Genomic DNA, 14,519 nt, shown 5'->3' with positions numbered 1-14,519 from the left:
ATGCTTATTAGCGGTTTGATATTCGGACTTTTAGGTAGTTTTCACTGCATAGGGATGTGCGGTCCCATTGCGTTTCTATTACCTTTAAACAGGGATAAAAAACCGCTGATGTTCCTTCAATTATTTCTATATCATTTTGGCCGAATATTATCCTATGCTGTCATCGGGCTATTATTCGGTTTGTTAGGAAAAGGATTAAATCTTTTTGCAGCCCAACAAAAACTATCCATAGCCATTGGAGTTTTAATGATCTTAACGGTTATTCTTTCCTTTGGAAGCATGAAATTCGATAAAATTGGCAGTCCTTTTTTTAGCATTATAAGTCGGTTAAAATCTAAAATTGGTGCCGGTTTAAAGAAAAAATCGCCAGATACTTTTCTTTCTATAGGCATGCTGAATGGCTTTTTACCATGCGGACTCGTTTATATGGCGATGCTTGGTGCCGTAGCCGAAGCTAATGCCGGTTTTGGGGCATTATACATGGTGTTTTTTGGCTTGGGTACCATTCCACTGATGACGACAGCCGTATTGTTATCAGGTAAGCTTTCTGGCGGGGTAAAAACCCGTGAAAAAATAAGAAAGCTTATCCCGATATTCATTGTTTTAACGGGCTTTCTATTTATACTTCGTGGCGCTGGCCTAAATATTCCTTATCTCTCCCCGGCAATGGCCAAAGACAAAGTAGATGCCAAAATCGAATGTCACAAACCCGTGCAGATTTCTTTTGAAAAAGACTTATAATTAGAAATTAGACCGCTTCGCTGCTAGAATCTGGAAGATCAAGTAAAGACCAAAGAATCAAAAATCAGGATTGAAAATGTTGAGTTTTAATGCTTAATTTTAAATGATAGAAAGAAATCCTATCCTTTTGCTCTTTACTTAACTGTGAAGAATCTGTGGTTAAATCTCTATTACGATCAGTATTTCTAACGCCTACAATAATCATTTTAGGAATTAATCGATTTAAATAAAGAAATTATGCGATACCAACCGTATTGGTAAAGTTATAATAACTGTAAAGTAGATATAAAACCGGATAATCTTTATCAGAATATTTATATTTTTAGGGAGGTGAATTTCAAGTGGCCCATCTTCATTTAAGATATCTGAATGTAAAATTTCAGATTTTCCGATACTAATATCATTCTGAGAAAAGCTTAAATAAGTAGTAAATACTAAGCTCAATATCAATAGATAAATTTGCTTTTAATTTTATTTGGAGCCTCGAACTTTTAGAGATATACTTTAAAATTCTAAAGTTTTGTCTCAAACCTTGAACTTTCAAAATTTTAACTCTTAGCTAAGCAATATAAAAAGAGGCTTCCCAAAACGATATCCTACCTTCCAATCAGAAAATCCCCGAAATCTTATGGTTAGGTTAAGAGCGTTAAAAGAAAGCCTCTGGTTTAAAGAAGACAGAATTTAAATTGTCATGGAAAATAGTTTAGTATCAGGTTTTTTTCGTTGAAGCCTAAGATCAAAAGCCATACAAACATTTCGAACAAAGGGCCTACCTTTTTCTGTAATCTCAATTTTATTATTGAGGATTTTTAATAATCCGTCTTCTTGCATTTCAGATAGTTTTATAATCACATCAGGCAATTCTGGAAACTGCAAATTTTTGTCTACCCAACTTGTTTCCAGTTTGCACATCAGGTTAAGAATATGTTTTCTGATAATTAAATCTTCAGGACTAAGAATATGTCCGCGATAAATAGGGAAAATGCCTCCTTCAATTAAACTATTATATTCTTCTATGTTTTTTACATTTTGTCCAAAGGCATACCAGGAATCGCCAATTGCCGAGACGCCCAGGCCAACCATCAATTGTGTGGTAGCCGTGGTATAGCCCATAAAATTTCGGTGAATCGTTTTTTGCTCAAGGCTCTTTGCCAGTTCATCTTCAGGAAGCGCAAAATGATCCATGCCAATCTCTATATAACCGGCATCTAATAAAAGTTGCTTACCAAGTTCAAACTGGGCCCTTTTTTCTTCAGCAGTAGGAAGGTCTTCATCCTTAAAACCGCGCTGGCCGTTACCTTTTATCCATGGCACGTGAGCATAACTGTAAAAAGCGATACGCTCTGGCCTCAATTTTTTAGTAAGGTTTATGGTATTCTCTATATCAGCGGTAGTTTGAAAAGGCAATCCGAAAATAATATCGTGCCCTATAGAAGTGTAACCTGCCTGCCTGGCAAGGGTGGTTACCTTTTGTACATTTTCAAAAGGTTGTACTCTATTAATGGCCTTTTGAACTTTTAGGTTATAATCCTGCACACCAAAACTTACCCGGCTAAAACCAAGATTAGCCAAAACTTCAAGGTGTTTATGGGTGGTGTTATTAGGATGCCCTTCAAAACTTAGTTTCGCAGTAGCACGATCATTAGGATCTTTAAATAATCCTTCAATAAGCAGCTGTAAGTTTTCCGACGAAAAGAAAGTAGGAGTACCACCACCAATATGTAATTCTGAAATCTTTGGTGTTTCTTCAAATAACGAAACATACAAATCCCACTCTATCAAAAGAGATTTGATATATGGGATTTCAACCAGGTGATTTTTAGTAATTCTTTTATTGCAGCCGCAAAAGGTACACATACTTTCACAATATGGGAGATGAATGTATAGGCTTATACCGTTGTGCTTACTTTCTACATAGCTTCTTTTTAAACATTCTTTCCACTCTTTTAATGAAAAAGAAGCATCATCCCAATACGGCACGGTTGGATAGCTTGTGTACCTTGGACCGGCTACATTATATTTATTTACCAACGATTGCATGATTTATATGCTGTTTCCTATAATTAGTAAAGTGTTAATTAAAACACTTGCCGTAAATAAGTGAAAAACCACACTTGGTTTTTGCACAGTTAAAATCGATGCATTATGGGCGCTACAAATAGCAACACTAATAAAAACCAAAAACATTTGTAATGCCGCATGGCCATGCATTAAAGTGGTCATAATTGCGATCCCTCCTAAACATGTAGAAACGATCATGGCTAAAGCTGAATAGCCTAAAAAATTCTGACTAAATTCTTTGTTTAATTTTGCATAAATAGTCATAACTCGAGGATTTTTAATTATATCCCAAAATTATCGTAGAAGCTCGTCGTAAAATATGATAATTGTCAGTTTGGAATTTTTTTTTCTGAAATTTTAAAAAGGCTCTTTTCATAATGAAGTTATCTTGGCGATTCGAAACTTTTTTATATCCTGAAGAAGAGCATTCTACCTTCCTTTTAATCGATCTTATAAAATGAGGTGACTAAAAAGTTGAATATTGATTACATTGCAATAAAGGTTTTTTCTGAAATTATAAAAACCGCAATTTTAAGCCAATCTTAAGGCAAGGCTAAAGCCAATTTAAAGGATTAATAGCAATTTTGTATTATGAGAATTCTAATAGTAGAAGACGAAACAGGTATCTCTGGATTTCTAAAGCAGGGCTTAGAAGAAGAATCCTTTGCCGTAGACATTTCTGATAACGGCAAAAAGGGGCTGGAAATGGCACTTACAGGAAAGTACGACCTCTTGCTTTTAGATTGGATGCTCCCTGGCTTAAGCGGGATAGAGATATGCCGGCAATTTAGAAAAGAAGATAAAGAAACCCCTGTTCTTTTTTTAACGGCTAAAGATACTGTAGACGAGACGATATTTGGCTTACAAAGTGGAGCAAACGATTATATAAAAAAACCATTCCATTTTGAAGAACTATTAGAAAGAATTAAAGTACAACTACGCCCAAAATCTGGAGAGCATACGATCTTTTCTTTGGGATCTATAGAATTAAATACAAGTACCCACCAGGCATTTAAAAGCGGAAAAGAAGTAAACCTCACCCTTAAAGAATTTGCTTTGCTGGAGTATTTAATTCGTAATAAGGAACGCGTGTGTACACGTACTAAGATTATAGAGAAAGTTTGGGACATCAATTTCAGCTATAATACAGGCGTCATCGATGTTTACATCAACGCCTTACGCCGTAAATTAGATCTAGATCAGGACGAAAATTATATTCAAACGGTTAGAGGTGTTGGTTATATTGCTAAAGAATTATGAAGCTAAAATTTAAAGATCGCATCGCATTTTATTATATGCTGGCTACAGCACTTATCGTAGCATTTGCTTTTTGTGTGGTTTTTATTTTAGTGAAGGAGGCCGTTTATCAAAATCTTGATGAGGACCTAAATTATGAGGCAGATATTCATCTACAGGAAACAAAGCTGGAAAATGGAAAACCTGTTTTTTGGGACAAAGAAGAGTGGGAAGAACGAGAGCATCGTGAAGTTCAGGTGAATCCCGTTTTTGTTCAGATAATGGATAGTACAGGTAGCGTAATTACAGATAAAGCGCCAAATCTTAAAGATGATGTTCTACCTTTTTCAGAAAAGCACCCAGACTATGAGCATTACAATACTTATCTAAAAGATAAGCTTATTAGGCAGGTGCAGGTGCCTTTTACAAAAGACGGAAAAAAATATGGATACATCGTTACCGCCATGTCTTTTGAAGCTTCCCAACAGGTAATAACCAGGTTAGCTAAAGTACTTCTGTTTTTTTATCCGCTTATTTTATTAGGATTATTTTTTATTTCCAGATTTTTAGCAGGTCGTAGTATACAACCAATTAAAGAGATAACGCAAACGACTAATTATATAAGCAGGGAGCATCTAAAAAAAAGAGTCCAGCTTCCCGAGAATAAAGATGAACTTTATGATCTTTCTATGTCTATCAATGGTCTTTTAGACCGTATAGAGTCGGCCATACAAAGAGAACGTCAATTTACCAGTGATGCCTCTCACGAGTTAAGGACCCCCATTTCTTCAATTAGAGGAACTTTAGAAGTTTTAATAAGAAAGGAACGAACCCGCGAGGACTATGAAGATAAAATTAATTATAGTCTTGGTGAAATTGATAGGATGAGTATTATTATCGAGCAGTTATTGTTTTTAGCCAGAAATGACGAAGGCCATAGTATTGATAACAGCAGGGAAACAGAAATTGTTTCCCTTATCGATCAGGTGATTAATGAATATACAGCAAAACTGAAGAAAAAGAACATTCAGTTGGTCTTTAATGCCAAAGAAGTTAATAACTTTCAGATCCATGCCTATTATGGATATGCTATTTTAAATAACGTTTTAGAAAATGCTATTAAATACGCTTATTCTGGTTCTACTTTAATCATCGATTTAAAAAAGAAAAATTCCAAACCGGTCGTAAAGATCATTGACGAGGGAATTGGGATTAAAGAAGAAGATATTCCTAAAATTTTTAATCCATTTTTTAGATCAGAAGGTTTAGAACATAAGCATATAAAAGGTACCGGTTTAGGACTTTCTATTGTACAAAAGGCAGCGCAGGCCATTGGTGCAAAAATAGAAGTAAGCAGTATTAAAAATAGAGGCACCACTTTCACCATCCATTTTTAAGCGAATCTTAAGAAAAGACTTAGTTTATTTTTAGGTAAACCATTTACTTTTATAATCATAAAGAACGTTAGGGAATTAAATACGTATGATGAGATAAAATTACTTCAACTAATTTTTTTGATATATGTTGATTGATGAAGTAAAATCATATTGTGAAGAATTACTTTCTTCGCAATCTTGTAAAGAAATGTCTTTTCATAATCTGGAACATACGCACGACGTGGTTGCCAATATTAAAACCATTGGAGAATCGATGGGACTTTCTGCAACGTTTTTAGAACCGATAATTATTGCAGGATGGTTTCACGATACCGGCTTTTTACAATCCTATAAAGAGCATGAAAAATATAGCGCCCTATTCGCCTACCAATTTCTATCTGCCCGGGATTGGCCTTTAGAAAAGATTAAAATAGTGACAACTTGTATTCAGTCTACCCACATGCCACAAGCGCCATGTTCTTTGGAAGCCGAGATTCTTTGTGATGCGGATATTTTTCATTTAGGAACTTCAAAATTTATTGGTCGTAATCAATTATTAAGAAAAGAATGGGAAGAAAAGCTTCAGGAGCAATATTGTGAAGAAAGCTGGCTTCGGCTTAATATTCAGTTTTTAAGTCAACAGCACTTTTTTACCCATTATGGGAAAACAATACTGGCACAGGGAAAGTGTAAGAATATCAATTTCTTAAAAAGCAAATTAGTACAAATCACAAAATCGGCATCATTAAAAATAAACGCCAATTTTGCCTAACAACGAATTTTAAAAATGAAAAAAATACTGCTTATTGTTATTTGCGTTTTTTCCACGCAGTTTTTATTAGCTCAGGATTGGAAGACCGATTTTGCCGAAGCAAAAAAAGAAGCGGCTAAAGAAGACAAACCTATTATTCTTGTTTTTCAGGGATCAGATTGGTGCGCGCCCTGTATAAAGTTAGATAAAGAAATTTGGAGCACAGCAGAGTTTAAAGATTATGCCAAGAAAAACTATGTGATGCTGAAAGCCGATTTTCCGCGGAAAAATAAAAATGAACTATCACCAGAACAGCAGGAAAAGAACAATAAATTAGCCGAAATGTACAACACTAACGGCTATTTTCCTTTTGTAGTGGTTTTGGACAAATCGGGAAAAGTCTTGGGACAGGCAGGCTATCAAAAAACGGAAGTAAAACAATATATAGCGATGCTCGATAACTTTGTAAGATAATGAAGAAAGCAGGATTGTTTTTAGTGCTTTTATTAATGTTTTCTGTATCCGTAAGTGCGCAGCAAACCATTAAGCGAACCTTAAAACTTATGGGAAGTCGCTTTGATATTACGGTGGTCGCTAAAGATAGCGTCACGGCTAATCATGATATCGATATGGCTGTTGCTGAAATTACCCGTATAGAAAAGCGAATTTCATCCTGGGATCCACATTCAGAAACTTCCTTGGTAAATGCTAATGCCGGGATAAAACCTGTAAAAGTTAGTCAGGAGCTGTTTGATCTTATAAAAAGAGCGATAGGAATATCAAAACTTACCGATGGTGCTTTTGATATTACGTATGCTTCTATGGATAAAATCTGGAAGTTTGATGGTAGTATGACGCAGATGCCTTCCAAAGAAGATATTAAAAGTTCAGTATCAAAAGTAGGCTATCACAATATTGTGCTGGATGATGCCGAAAAAACCGTTTTTCTAAAATTACCGGGAATGAAAATTGGTTTTGGAGCCATTGGTAAGGGATATGCAGCAGATAGGGCCAAAGATTTATTGCAACGTAAAGGTGTTGTTGCCGGGATTATTAATGCCTCTGGCGATATGAATACCTGGGGGAAACAAACCAATGGAGAAAACTGGAAGGTTGCCATTACCAATCCCATGGATAAGAACAAAGCTTTTGCCTTGTTGCCTATTAAAAATGAAGCAGTAGTAACTTCTGGCGATTACGAAAAGTTCGTAGAATTTAACGGAACTCGCTATGCGCATATTATCGATCCAAGAACGGGATATCCGGCTACCGGGATTATTAGTGTGACCGTTTTTGCTCCTAAAGCCGAATTGGCAGATGCTCTGGCAACGTCGGTATTTGTGATGGGAAAAGATGTAGGGCTAAACCGAATAAATCAGTTACCAAAAATAGAATGTATAATTATCGATGCTGAAGGAAATATCCATACTTCAGATCATATTGAAATAGCGACTAAATGATAAAAAAAGTAGTGATGCTGGCGGTAATAGCCTGTTGCACCGTTTCGTGTTCGGTTATTAAAGAATATGAAAAAGTGTATATCAATGATCCTGATATGGTTTTGGGAGCAAAAAAAGTAGATCGGTTTCAAACAAATTTCCATTCGTATAGAGAAGCGGCTTCTGGCGCAAATGGAGGTAAAACTGGCGGAGGATGCGGATGCAATTAAAATTTCAATATAGTATTATAGCGATTTTGGGCATTTTAAATGCCAATTTTTTAATGGCTCAGCAAGAGCAATCGTCTTCTGGAGAGGGCGAAGGCTACAAGAAAAGAGTTTTAGAAAATACTGAAATCGACTTTCTAAGCAGTTATTATTCTCAGGATGGGGATAATGCAGCCGTATCTGGCGGTAAAGGAACAGAGGAACTTACCGATTTTACGCCAACCATTGTAGTTTCGATCCCTTTAAATGCAGATGATGTTTTAACGATAGATGCCGGTGTTTCAGCATATACTTCGGCATCTTCCAGTAATATTAATCCGTTTGATGGCTCTGGGCAAGCAGATCCTTTTACAGCCTCTTCAGGAGCATCTAAAGGAGATACCTGGGCGAATATTAATGGTACCTATAGCCATAGTTCAGATAATCGTAATACTATCTGGACAGCAAATGCGTCTGTGGCCAGTGAATATGATTATTTTTCAGTAGGTTTTGGTGGAAGTTTCACAAAGTTATTTAATGAAAAAAATACGGAACTTACCCTACACACCAAGATCTATCTGGACACCTGGAAGCCCATTTATCCAATTGAATTAAGACCTTTTGGTGAAAACGGAGCCGGTTTAAATGATGGTTTATTTCAGCGAAATTCGATTACAGGAAATCCAGACTATAACCCGCGGTTTACAGAATTTGCCGATAAAGGTCGAAATTCGTATGCTTTTGGATTAAATTTTTCCCAGATTCTTAGTGAGCGACTGCAAGGATCAGTGGCACTAGACCTGGTAAGCCAAAACGGACTTTTATCGACGCCTTTTCAGCGGGTGTATTTTGCAGATGTAGCCGATTCATTTATTCAGAATTTCCAGTTGGCTGATGCTATAGAACAATTACCCGATACCAGGTTTAAAATCGCTGTTGGTGGTCGTCTAAATTATTATCTAAACGAAACTTTTGTTCTGCGTGGTTATTACCGTTATTATAACGACGATTGGGGCATACAATCGCATACCGCAAGCCTGGAAGTACCAATAAAACTAGGTAGCAAATTTACGCTTTATCCGTCATATCGGTATTATACGCAAACGGCTGCCGATTATTTTGCGGGGTACGAGGCGCATCGTTCTAACGAAGAATTTTATACCTCAGATTATGATCTTTCAGAATTCAATGCAAATCAGTTTGGCTTTGGGGTAAACTATACCGATATATTTACCAATTTCAATATCTGGAGTTTACATTTAAAAAGTATCGATCTTAGGTATCTTTACTACGAACGGAATTCAGGTCTAAACTCGGGATTGGTTTCTTTGGGGATTAATTTTATAATTCCGTAGTATTTTTCAACAACTATCACAGTTTAAAAGGTAATACGCTAACTAAATCCTATTAATTATGTCTGGTAAGAAGAAAATTTCAAGTATATTTTTAATAAGTATGGTACTTGTTATTGTTGCACTTCAATTTTTTAAACCGTCAAAAAACATTTCCAAAGAAATATCGAATAACGATATTTTAAAAGTCGAAGATCTGCCGAGAGATATCTCCAGGATTTTAATGACTTCGTGCTACGATTGTCACTCTAATAACACTAAATATCCATGGTATAGTGAAATTACGCCGGTAAATTTCTTTTTGGATAGTCATGTAAAAGACGGGAAGAAGCATCTAAATTTTTCTGAATGGGCAAAATTATCTACGGAAAAAAAAGCACATAAAGTCGAGGAAATAGGGGAAGAGGTGGAACGAGGTAAAATGCCTTTAGATTCTTATGTTTGGTTGCACGAAGAGGCTAAAATCACTGAAGCACAAAAGCAGTTATTACTGGATTGGGTAAGAAATTATGAGCCGAAATAGCTACTATTATCAGTAAAAAAAGCCTGGCCATTTGATATTGCTGGGCTTTTTTTATAGTGGTAATTCAGGATAAAAATTGATCACCTTTTAAGTAGACTACCTTGGTATAAGTCTATGGACTGTTTTTAGAAAATTATCTTTTGGTTCGGCGCAACCCAAGAGCTATTGGGACGTTTCATCTCGATAATCGAGTAAACTGTTATTATGAGTTTCTTTTGTAAGCATTAAAGCTAATTTCTGTGAAGTTTATGTTATAGTAATTGCTGATATTTGCTTTTTTATTGCAAAAAAAATGGAAGCAAGACATAAACATCGTATCGCCTTAAGCATTTGCTTTTTTATTAGCGGAATTTCGTTTTCTACCTGGGCCTCCAGGATTCCGTCGGTAAAAGAATTATATGATCTTAGCGAAGCCGAATTAGGGAGTTTGCTTTTAGTAATGCCGTTTGGCAATATCGTAGGTTTACCAATTTCGGGATGGCTGGTATCAAAATTCGATAGTCGTAGTCCGCTTTTTGCCGGGATTATTCTTATTTCCTTGTCGTTAGCCGGTATTGGATGGTCTTCCAGTATTTATAGTTTAATGATTAGTATGTTCTTTTTTGCTTTTGCCATGCGAATAATGAACATAGCAATGAATACCCAATCGATAAGTTTACAAAAATCTTTTCTTCGTAAGATTATTGGTTCTTTTCATGCGGCATGGAGCTGCGGTGGTATCGTAGGTGTGGCACTATCTACTTTTATGGTAAAATTTGGCGTAGAGATGCCAATGCATCTTAGTATTGTGGCTTTGGTAAGCCTGGTGTCTATAGGGAGTAGTTTTAGTTTTTTACTTCGTAACGACAAAACAACCGGTGGTAGTAAACTAAAATTAGGCAAGCCCGATGGATACATTTTTATTTTAGGACTTATGGTGTTCTTTGCTGCGTTATGTGAAGGTGGTATGTTTGATTGGAGCGGAGTGTATTTTAAAGAAGTGGTAGGCGAAGAAATTTTTACCTTAGGCTATCTTACCTTTATGGTTTTTATGGCACTTTCACGTTTTTTCTCAGATTTGATAGTAGAAAAAATTGGAATGCCAAAAACCTATATCGTCAGCTCTTTAATGGTTGTTTGCGGTGTTTTAACCGTGGTTTTATTTCCACATTTTTGGCCCGCTTTGATAGGATTTAGCGTGGTAGGTTTAGGAATAGCTGCTGTAATGCCAATGACGATGGGACTGGCAGGAGAATCGCCAAAATACAGTCCTGGTATGGCCATCTCGATTGTTACAACTTACAGTGTAACCGGTATGTTGCTGGGCCCGCCGTTGGTAGGATATTTGGCTGAATTATTTGGATTAAAAATTGCTTTTTTACTGTTCTTACTTGCCGGGTTAATGCTTTATCCTATTTCACGAAGGTTTTTTAAAAGACAGGAAAAACTTCAAAATAGTTAATCCTGGCTAACAATTTTAGCCTTGATCGTAGCAGGAGTAATAGAAGGGCTTTCATGTAAAAAGCTTTTACGCTTTTCATCTTTAAAATTAAAAAGCATAAGAAGCAAGTATAGCAAAAGCAGAAAGCAAAGGCTTAAAATCGAGATATTATTTTTTAAGAAAGCCTTCATGACTATTCATTGGTTTCAAAATAGGCTTTACCTTCATTATAACCTTCTATAAAAGCTTCAGAATTTAAAATAAGGTTAATAACAAAAAAGGAAAAGAATCCCAATAGGGCAAATTTTACGTCTCTTTTCGTAATTTTTTTCATGGTAGGTAAAGTTTGGTTGGTCAATTGTGTGAAATTAAGCTATTTTTAAGAATACCAAAAGGGGGAATATTCCCCCTTTTTGATGGATAAGTAATAATGTATTATTCTGGTTGTTCTATTAGAAACGCTGTATTCATTTTATCGAATCGTACTCCGCTGGTTCTACCATTATCCACTTCAAATCCAATAATTTCATCTTTACTGTTTCGTATAAATTTTAAGGCTTGTACAGGAAATCCTGTAGCAAAGGTATCTTCAGTGGTATATTCTAATTTTAAATTTTCAGGAAATAAAAAGCTAGAAATTTCTAAGTGATCGTCTTTTAAATTGATGTGATAAACGGTTTCAATTTCACTGCTATAAAAACTTCCGGTAAAATTTTCGAGTTCTACTTTTTCTGAAGTTTCTATTTTCTTCGCTGTATGCAATCCATTTTGAATTAAGGTTAGCGAATCTGCCGTTCCGTTTTCGTTAAGATGAAATTTAACCCGTGCATTCACTCCTTTTATTTTAAATAAGGAGTCTGATTCGGCAATAAGATCAAACTCAGGTTGCCCGGTAGCCTGTGCATAAATTCGGTCTTCATCTTTCATAAAAATCATGATAAAAGATTTCATTTCTTCTAAGGCATATTTCCCTAAAAGTTTGTTGAATTTTGAAGTATCATAAACAAAATCCTCAGCAGGTTTTTCTGAAGAAATCCTGGTGGCCGTATGAATACCATTTTGCATTAGCGTTAACGTGTTTGCGCTGCCATCTTCATTTAGGTTGAATTTTACACGTGCATCTATGCCTTTAATTTTAAAAACCGAATCCGATTCGGCAATAAGATCTATTTCGGGCTGTCCGGTTGCCTGGGTATAAATTCGGTCACCTTCTTTCATAAAATTCAGAATAAAATTGGGTGCTTCATCCAGAGCATATTCACCAACCAGTTTTTCAAATTTTGCAATGTCGTATTCGCCGTCCTTTAGTTTTTTTGAGGTATTAAATTCGTCTTCAAAATAAATATCGGCAATCTTATTGGCCATACCTGCACTGTTGAAGGAAGCATTATTACTTTCAGTAATTACAGCAGCATCAAATTCTGGGAAATACATTAACATAGATCGGTGGGCATTATCTGCACCGCCATGATGAATTCTGTTTTTGTTATGGTATTTATCAATAGAAAGTCCGAAGCCATAATCCAGCGTATCGCCATCTTTTAATACAAAAGGTGTTGTCATGGCCTTATAAATTTCTTCTCCTCCCAATTGATGGGATTTAAAGTTTTTGATCCAGTTTTTTAAATCGGGTAGGGTGGTGTAAATTCCGCCCGCTCCACGAGAATACTGTAAATCTTCAACCTCTACATATTCACCGGAGTCTCCAATTTTATAACCGGCAGCACGATTTGGGATAATTTCGTCATTAGAAGCTCTAACACGAGTATCCTTCATATTTAAAGATTTAAAAATGTTCTCTTTCATCCATTGTGGGAAAGGAGTATCGGTCACTCGTTCTACGACCAGACTAAGCAAAATAAATCCGGTGTTATTATAATTGAATTTTGTTCCCGGTTCGTTTTGTAATTTTGACTGATTTTGAATACTTCTAATAATTTGTTGTTCGCTAATAGGAAGGGTAAGATCACTTCCGGTAAGGGCAAAAAGGTTTAAAAACTCACGATAACCATTGGTATGGGTTAGGAAGTTACGTAGCGTCACTTTTTGTTCAAATTCAGGTAATTCAGGGATATATTTTCTTATATCATCATCGATATTTAGTTTTCCCCGCTGTTGTAGCAATAAAATAGCCATCGCGGTAAACTGCTTAGAAGTAGATCCTATATTGGTTGGCGTAGTGGTTTTAAACGGAATCTTATAGCTAAGATTAGACATCCCGTAGGCTTTTTCTAACAGTGTTTTCCCGTCTTTGATGACCAGAACTTCGGCTCCGGGAACATCACCGGTATAACCAATAAGTAATTGATCTACCTTTCCTTCTGGCGTTTTTGCCAGAGGCTCTGCCGTTAAGATTTCGATACTAAAGCTGCCAGAATCTTTTTTGAATGGTGCCACCTCTAAGCGATAGTTGCCCCTTTTACTGGTGGTAAAACTGAAGTAGTCTGGGCCTTTTCCAGATTCGTCAAATTCTTCCAATAATTTATTTTCTTCAGAATATAATTTAACGACACCATCTACACTGGTTTGATCGATTTTACCGTAAACAAAGTAAGCCGAATCTAAAGCTATGGTAAAAGATTTGGTGTCTTCTGAAGTTTGTAAGGTTGCAGAAATGGGGTGGTTTAGCTTCAATTTTTGCTGAGCAGCTATTGGGGCTAAATTCAGAATAAAAAATAAAAAAAGTAATGGGTATTGTTTTTTCATGATTGATGGTTTAATTAAGGTCATGTTGGTTGGTTATTAAAAGGCGCACATATAAGACGCCAAATAGAAAAACTGGTTACAAAATAATTTTTTACATTTTTAACCGTTATATATTATGTGCCTGTTGCACAAGTTAGCAAAAAGCTAACATACGGGTTATACTTAATTTACAGTTGAGTTGTAATTTCATGGTATGCAAGGAAAAAAAGTATATCAGGAACAGCTTTTCAACAGTTTTCGGTTGAGTGACCGAGTGCCGTCCACCAATTTCTACCGGCGTTTAAAGGATGCTTTGAACCTGGATTTTCTTTATGAACTTACGCGTGGCTTTTACGGCAGTAGTGGGCAAAAGAGTATAGATCCTGTTGTATTTTTTAAGTTCTGTTTAGTGGGTTATTTAGAGAATATCATCAGTGACCGCAAGTTAATAGAGCATTGCAGTATGCGACTGGATATCCTGTATTTTATAGGCTATGATATAGATGAAGGGCTACCTTGGCATTCAACCATCAGCCGCACGCGACAGTTGTTCCCCGAAGATGTGTTTGAATCGGTTTTTACTAAAGTGTTCACGCTTTGTGTAGAAACCGGGATGGTGAGCGGACATACCCAGGCTATCGACAGTGCCCCGGTAAAGGCCAACGCTTCGATGGACACTCTGGAACTAAAAGTACCTGAGGAAGAACTGGAATCTCACCTGCGTAGGGT

15 protein-coding genes are annotated in these 14,519 nt (G+C 36.2%); 11 read left to right on the top strand and 4 right to left on the bottom strand.

Annotation, left to right across the window (positions count from 1 at the left end):
- A complete protein-coding gene (locus L1967_RS11055) occupies positions 1-741 on the top strand; it encodes a sulfite exporter TauE/SafE family protein (protein ID WP_249601687.1) in 741 nt (246 codons plus the stop codon).
- A gap of 681 nt (positions 742-1,422) precedes the next feature.
- Here the strand turns inward: L1967_RS11055 and hemN are convergent.
- On the bottom strand, positions 1,423-2,784 hold the full coding sequence (gene hemN / locus L1967_RS11050) for an oxygen-independent coproporphyrinogen III oxidase (RefSeq protein WP_249601775.1): 1,362 nt from the start codon (positions 2,782-2,784) through the stop codon (positions 1,423-1,425).
- On the bottom strand, positions 2,785-3,066 hold the full coding sequence (locus L1967_RS11045; protein WP_249601686.1) for a hypothetical protein: 282 nt from the start codon (positions 3,064-3,066) through the stop codon (positions 2,785-2,787). It lies immediately after the preceding gene.
- A gap of 327 nt (positions 3,067-3,393) precedes the next feature.
- Between L1967_RS11045 and L1967_RS11040 the strand changes: the two genes are divergently transcribed.
- The 9 genes from L1967_RS11040 to L1967_RS11000 all read left to right on the top strand — a co-directional run bounded on the left by L1967_RS11040 (position 3,394) and on the right by L1967_RS11000 (position 11,126).
- Positions 3,394-4,062: a response regulator transcription factor gene (locus tag L1967_RS11040; protein ID WP_249601685.1), complete on the top strand. Its 669-nt coding sequence runs from the start codon at positions 3,394-3,396 to the stop codon at positions 4,060-4,062.
- Positions 4,059-5,435, top strand: coding sequence for a sensor histidine kinase (locus L1967_RS11035; protein ID WP_249601684.1), 1,377 nt, complete (start codon positions 4,059-4,061; stop codon positions 5,433-5,435). The genes L1967_RS11040 and L1967_RS11035 overlap by 4 nt, the downstream gene beginning before the upstream one ends.
- Before the next feature lie 124 nt (positions 5,436-5,559).
- Positions 5,560-6,186, top strand: a complete 627-nt coding sequence (locus tag L1967_RS11030) for an HD domain-containing protein (protein WP_249601683.1) — start codon at positions 5,560-5,562, stop codon at positions 6,184-6,186.
- 15 nt (positions 6,187-6,201) lie between these two features.
- Complete coding sequence (locus L1967_RS11025; protein WP_249601682.1) at positions 6,202-6,639, top strand: thioredoxin family protein; 438 nt, start codon at positions 6,202-6,204, stop codon at positions 6,637-6,639.
- Positions 6,639-7,625: an FAD:protein FMN transferase gene (locus tag L1967_RS11020; RefSeq protein WP_249601681.1), complete on the top strand. Its 987-nt coding sequence runs from the start codon at positions 6,639-6,641 to the stop codon at positions 7,623-7,625. Before L1967_RS11025 ends, L1967_RS11020 begins: the two co-directional genes overlap by 1 nt.
- Positions 7,622-7,834, top strand: coding sequence for a DUF4266 domain-containing protein (locus tag L1967_RS11015; protein WP_249601680.1), 213 nt, complete (start codon positions 7,622-7,624; stop codon positions 7,832-7,834). Before L1967_RS11020 ends, L1967_RS11015 begins: the two co-directional genes overlap by 4 nt.
- Complete coding sequence (locus tag L1967_RS11010; RefSeq protein ID WP_249601774.1) at positions 7,825-9,165, top strand: DUF3570 domain-containing protein; 1,341 nt, start codon at positions 7,825-7,827, stop codon at positions 9,163-9,165. The genes L1967_RS11015 and L1967_RS11010 overlap by 10 nt, the downstream gene beginning before the upstream one ends.
- Positions 9,166-9,223: 58 nt before the next feature.
- Entirely contained in the window at positions 9,224-9,685 is a 462-nt protein-coding gene (locus L1967_RS11005) for a heme-binding domain-containing protein (RefSeq protein ID WP_249601679.1), read from the top strand.
- 292 nt (positions 9,686-9,977) lie between these two features.
- Entirely contained in the window at positions 9,978-11,126 is a 1,149-nt protein-coding gene (locus tag L1967_RS11000) for an MFS transporter (protein ID WP_249601678.1), read from the top strand.
- A gap of 172 nt (positions 11,127-11,298) precedes the next feature.
- Here L1967_RS11000 and L1967_RS10995 read toward each other — a convergent pair whose 3' ends face one another.
- Both L1967_RS10995 and L1967_RS10990 read right to left on the bottom strand, forming a co-directional pair.
- Complete coding sequence (locus L1967_RS10995; protein ID WP_249601677.1) at positions 11,299-11,439, bottom strand: hypothetical protein; 141 nt, start codon at positions 11,437-11,439, stop codon at positions 11,299-11,301.
- 101 nt (positions 11,440-11,540) lie between these two features.
- Positions 11,541-13,811, bottom strand: coding sequence for a serine hydrolase domain-containing protein (locus L1967_RS10990; RefSeq protein ID WP_249601676.1), 2,271 nt, complete (start codon positions 13,809-13,811; stop codon positions 11,541-11,543).
- A 193-nt stretch (positions 13,812-14,004) separates the two neighbouring features.
- Here L1967_RS10990 and L1967_RS10985 point away from each other — a divergent pair.
- Positions 14,005-14,519: transposase (locus L1967_RS10985; protein WP_249601675.1), on the top strand; the 515-nt coding region annotated here is incomplete at its 3' end.

Origin of the sequence: Zunongwangia pacifica (assembly GCF_023499215.1) — a bacterium.
GTDB classification, from domain to species: domain Bacteria; phylum Bacteroidota; class Bacteroidia; order Flavobacteriales; family Flavobacteriaceae; genus Zunongwangia; species Zunongwangia pacifica.
The sequence above is the reverse complement of the archived record's forward strand: the minus strand, read 5'-3'. Positions and strand labels throughout refer to the sequence as shown.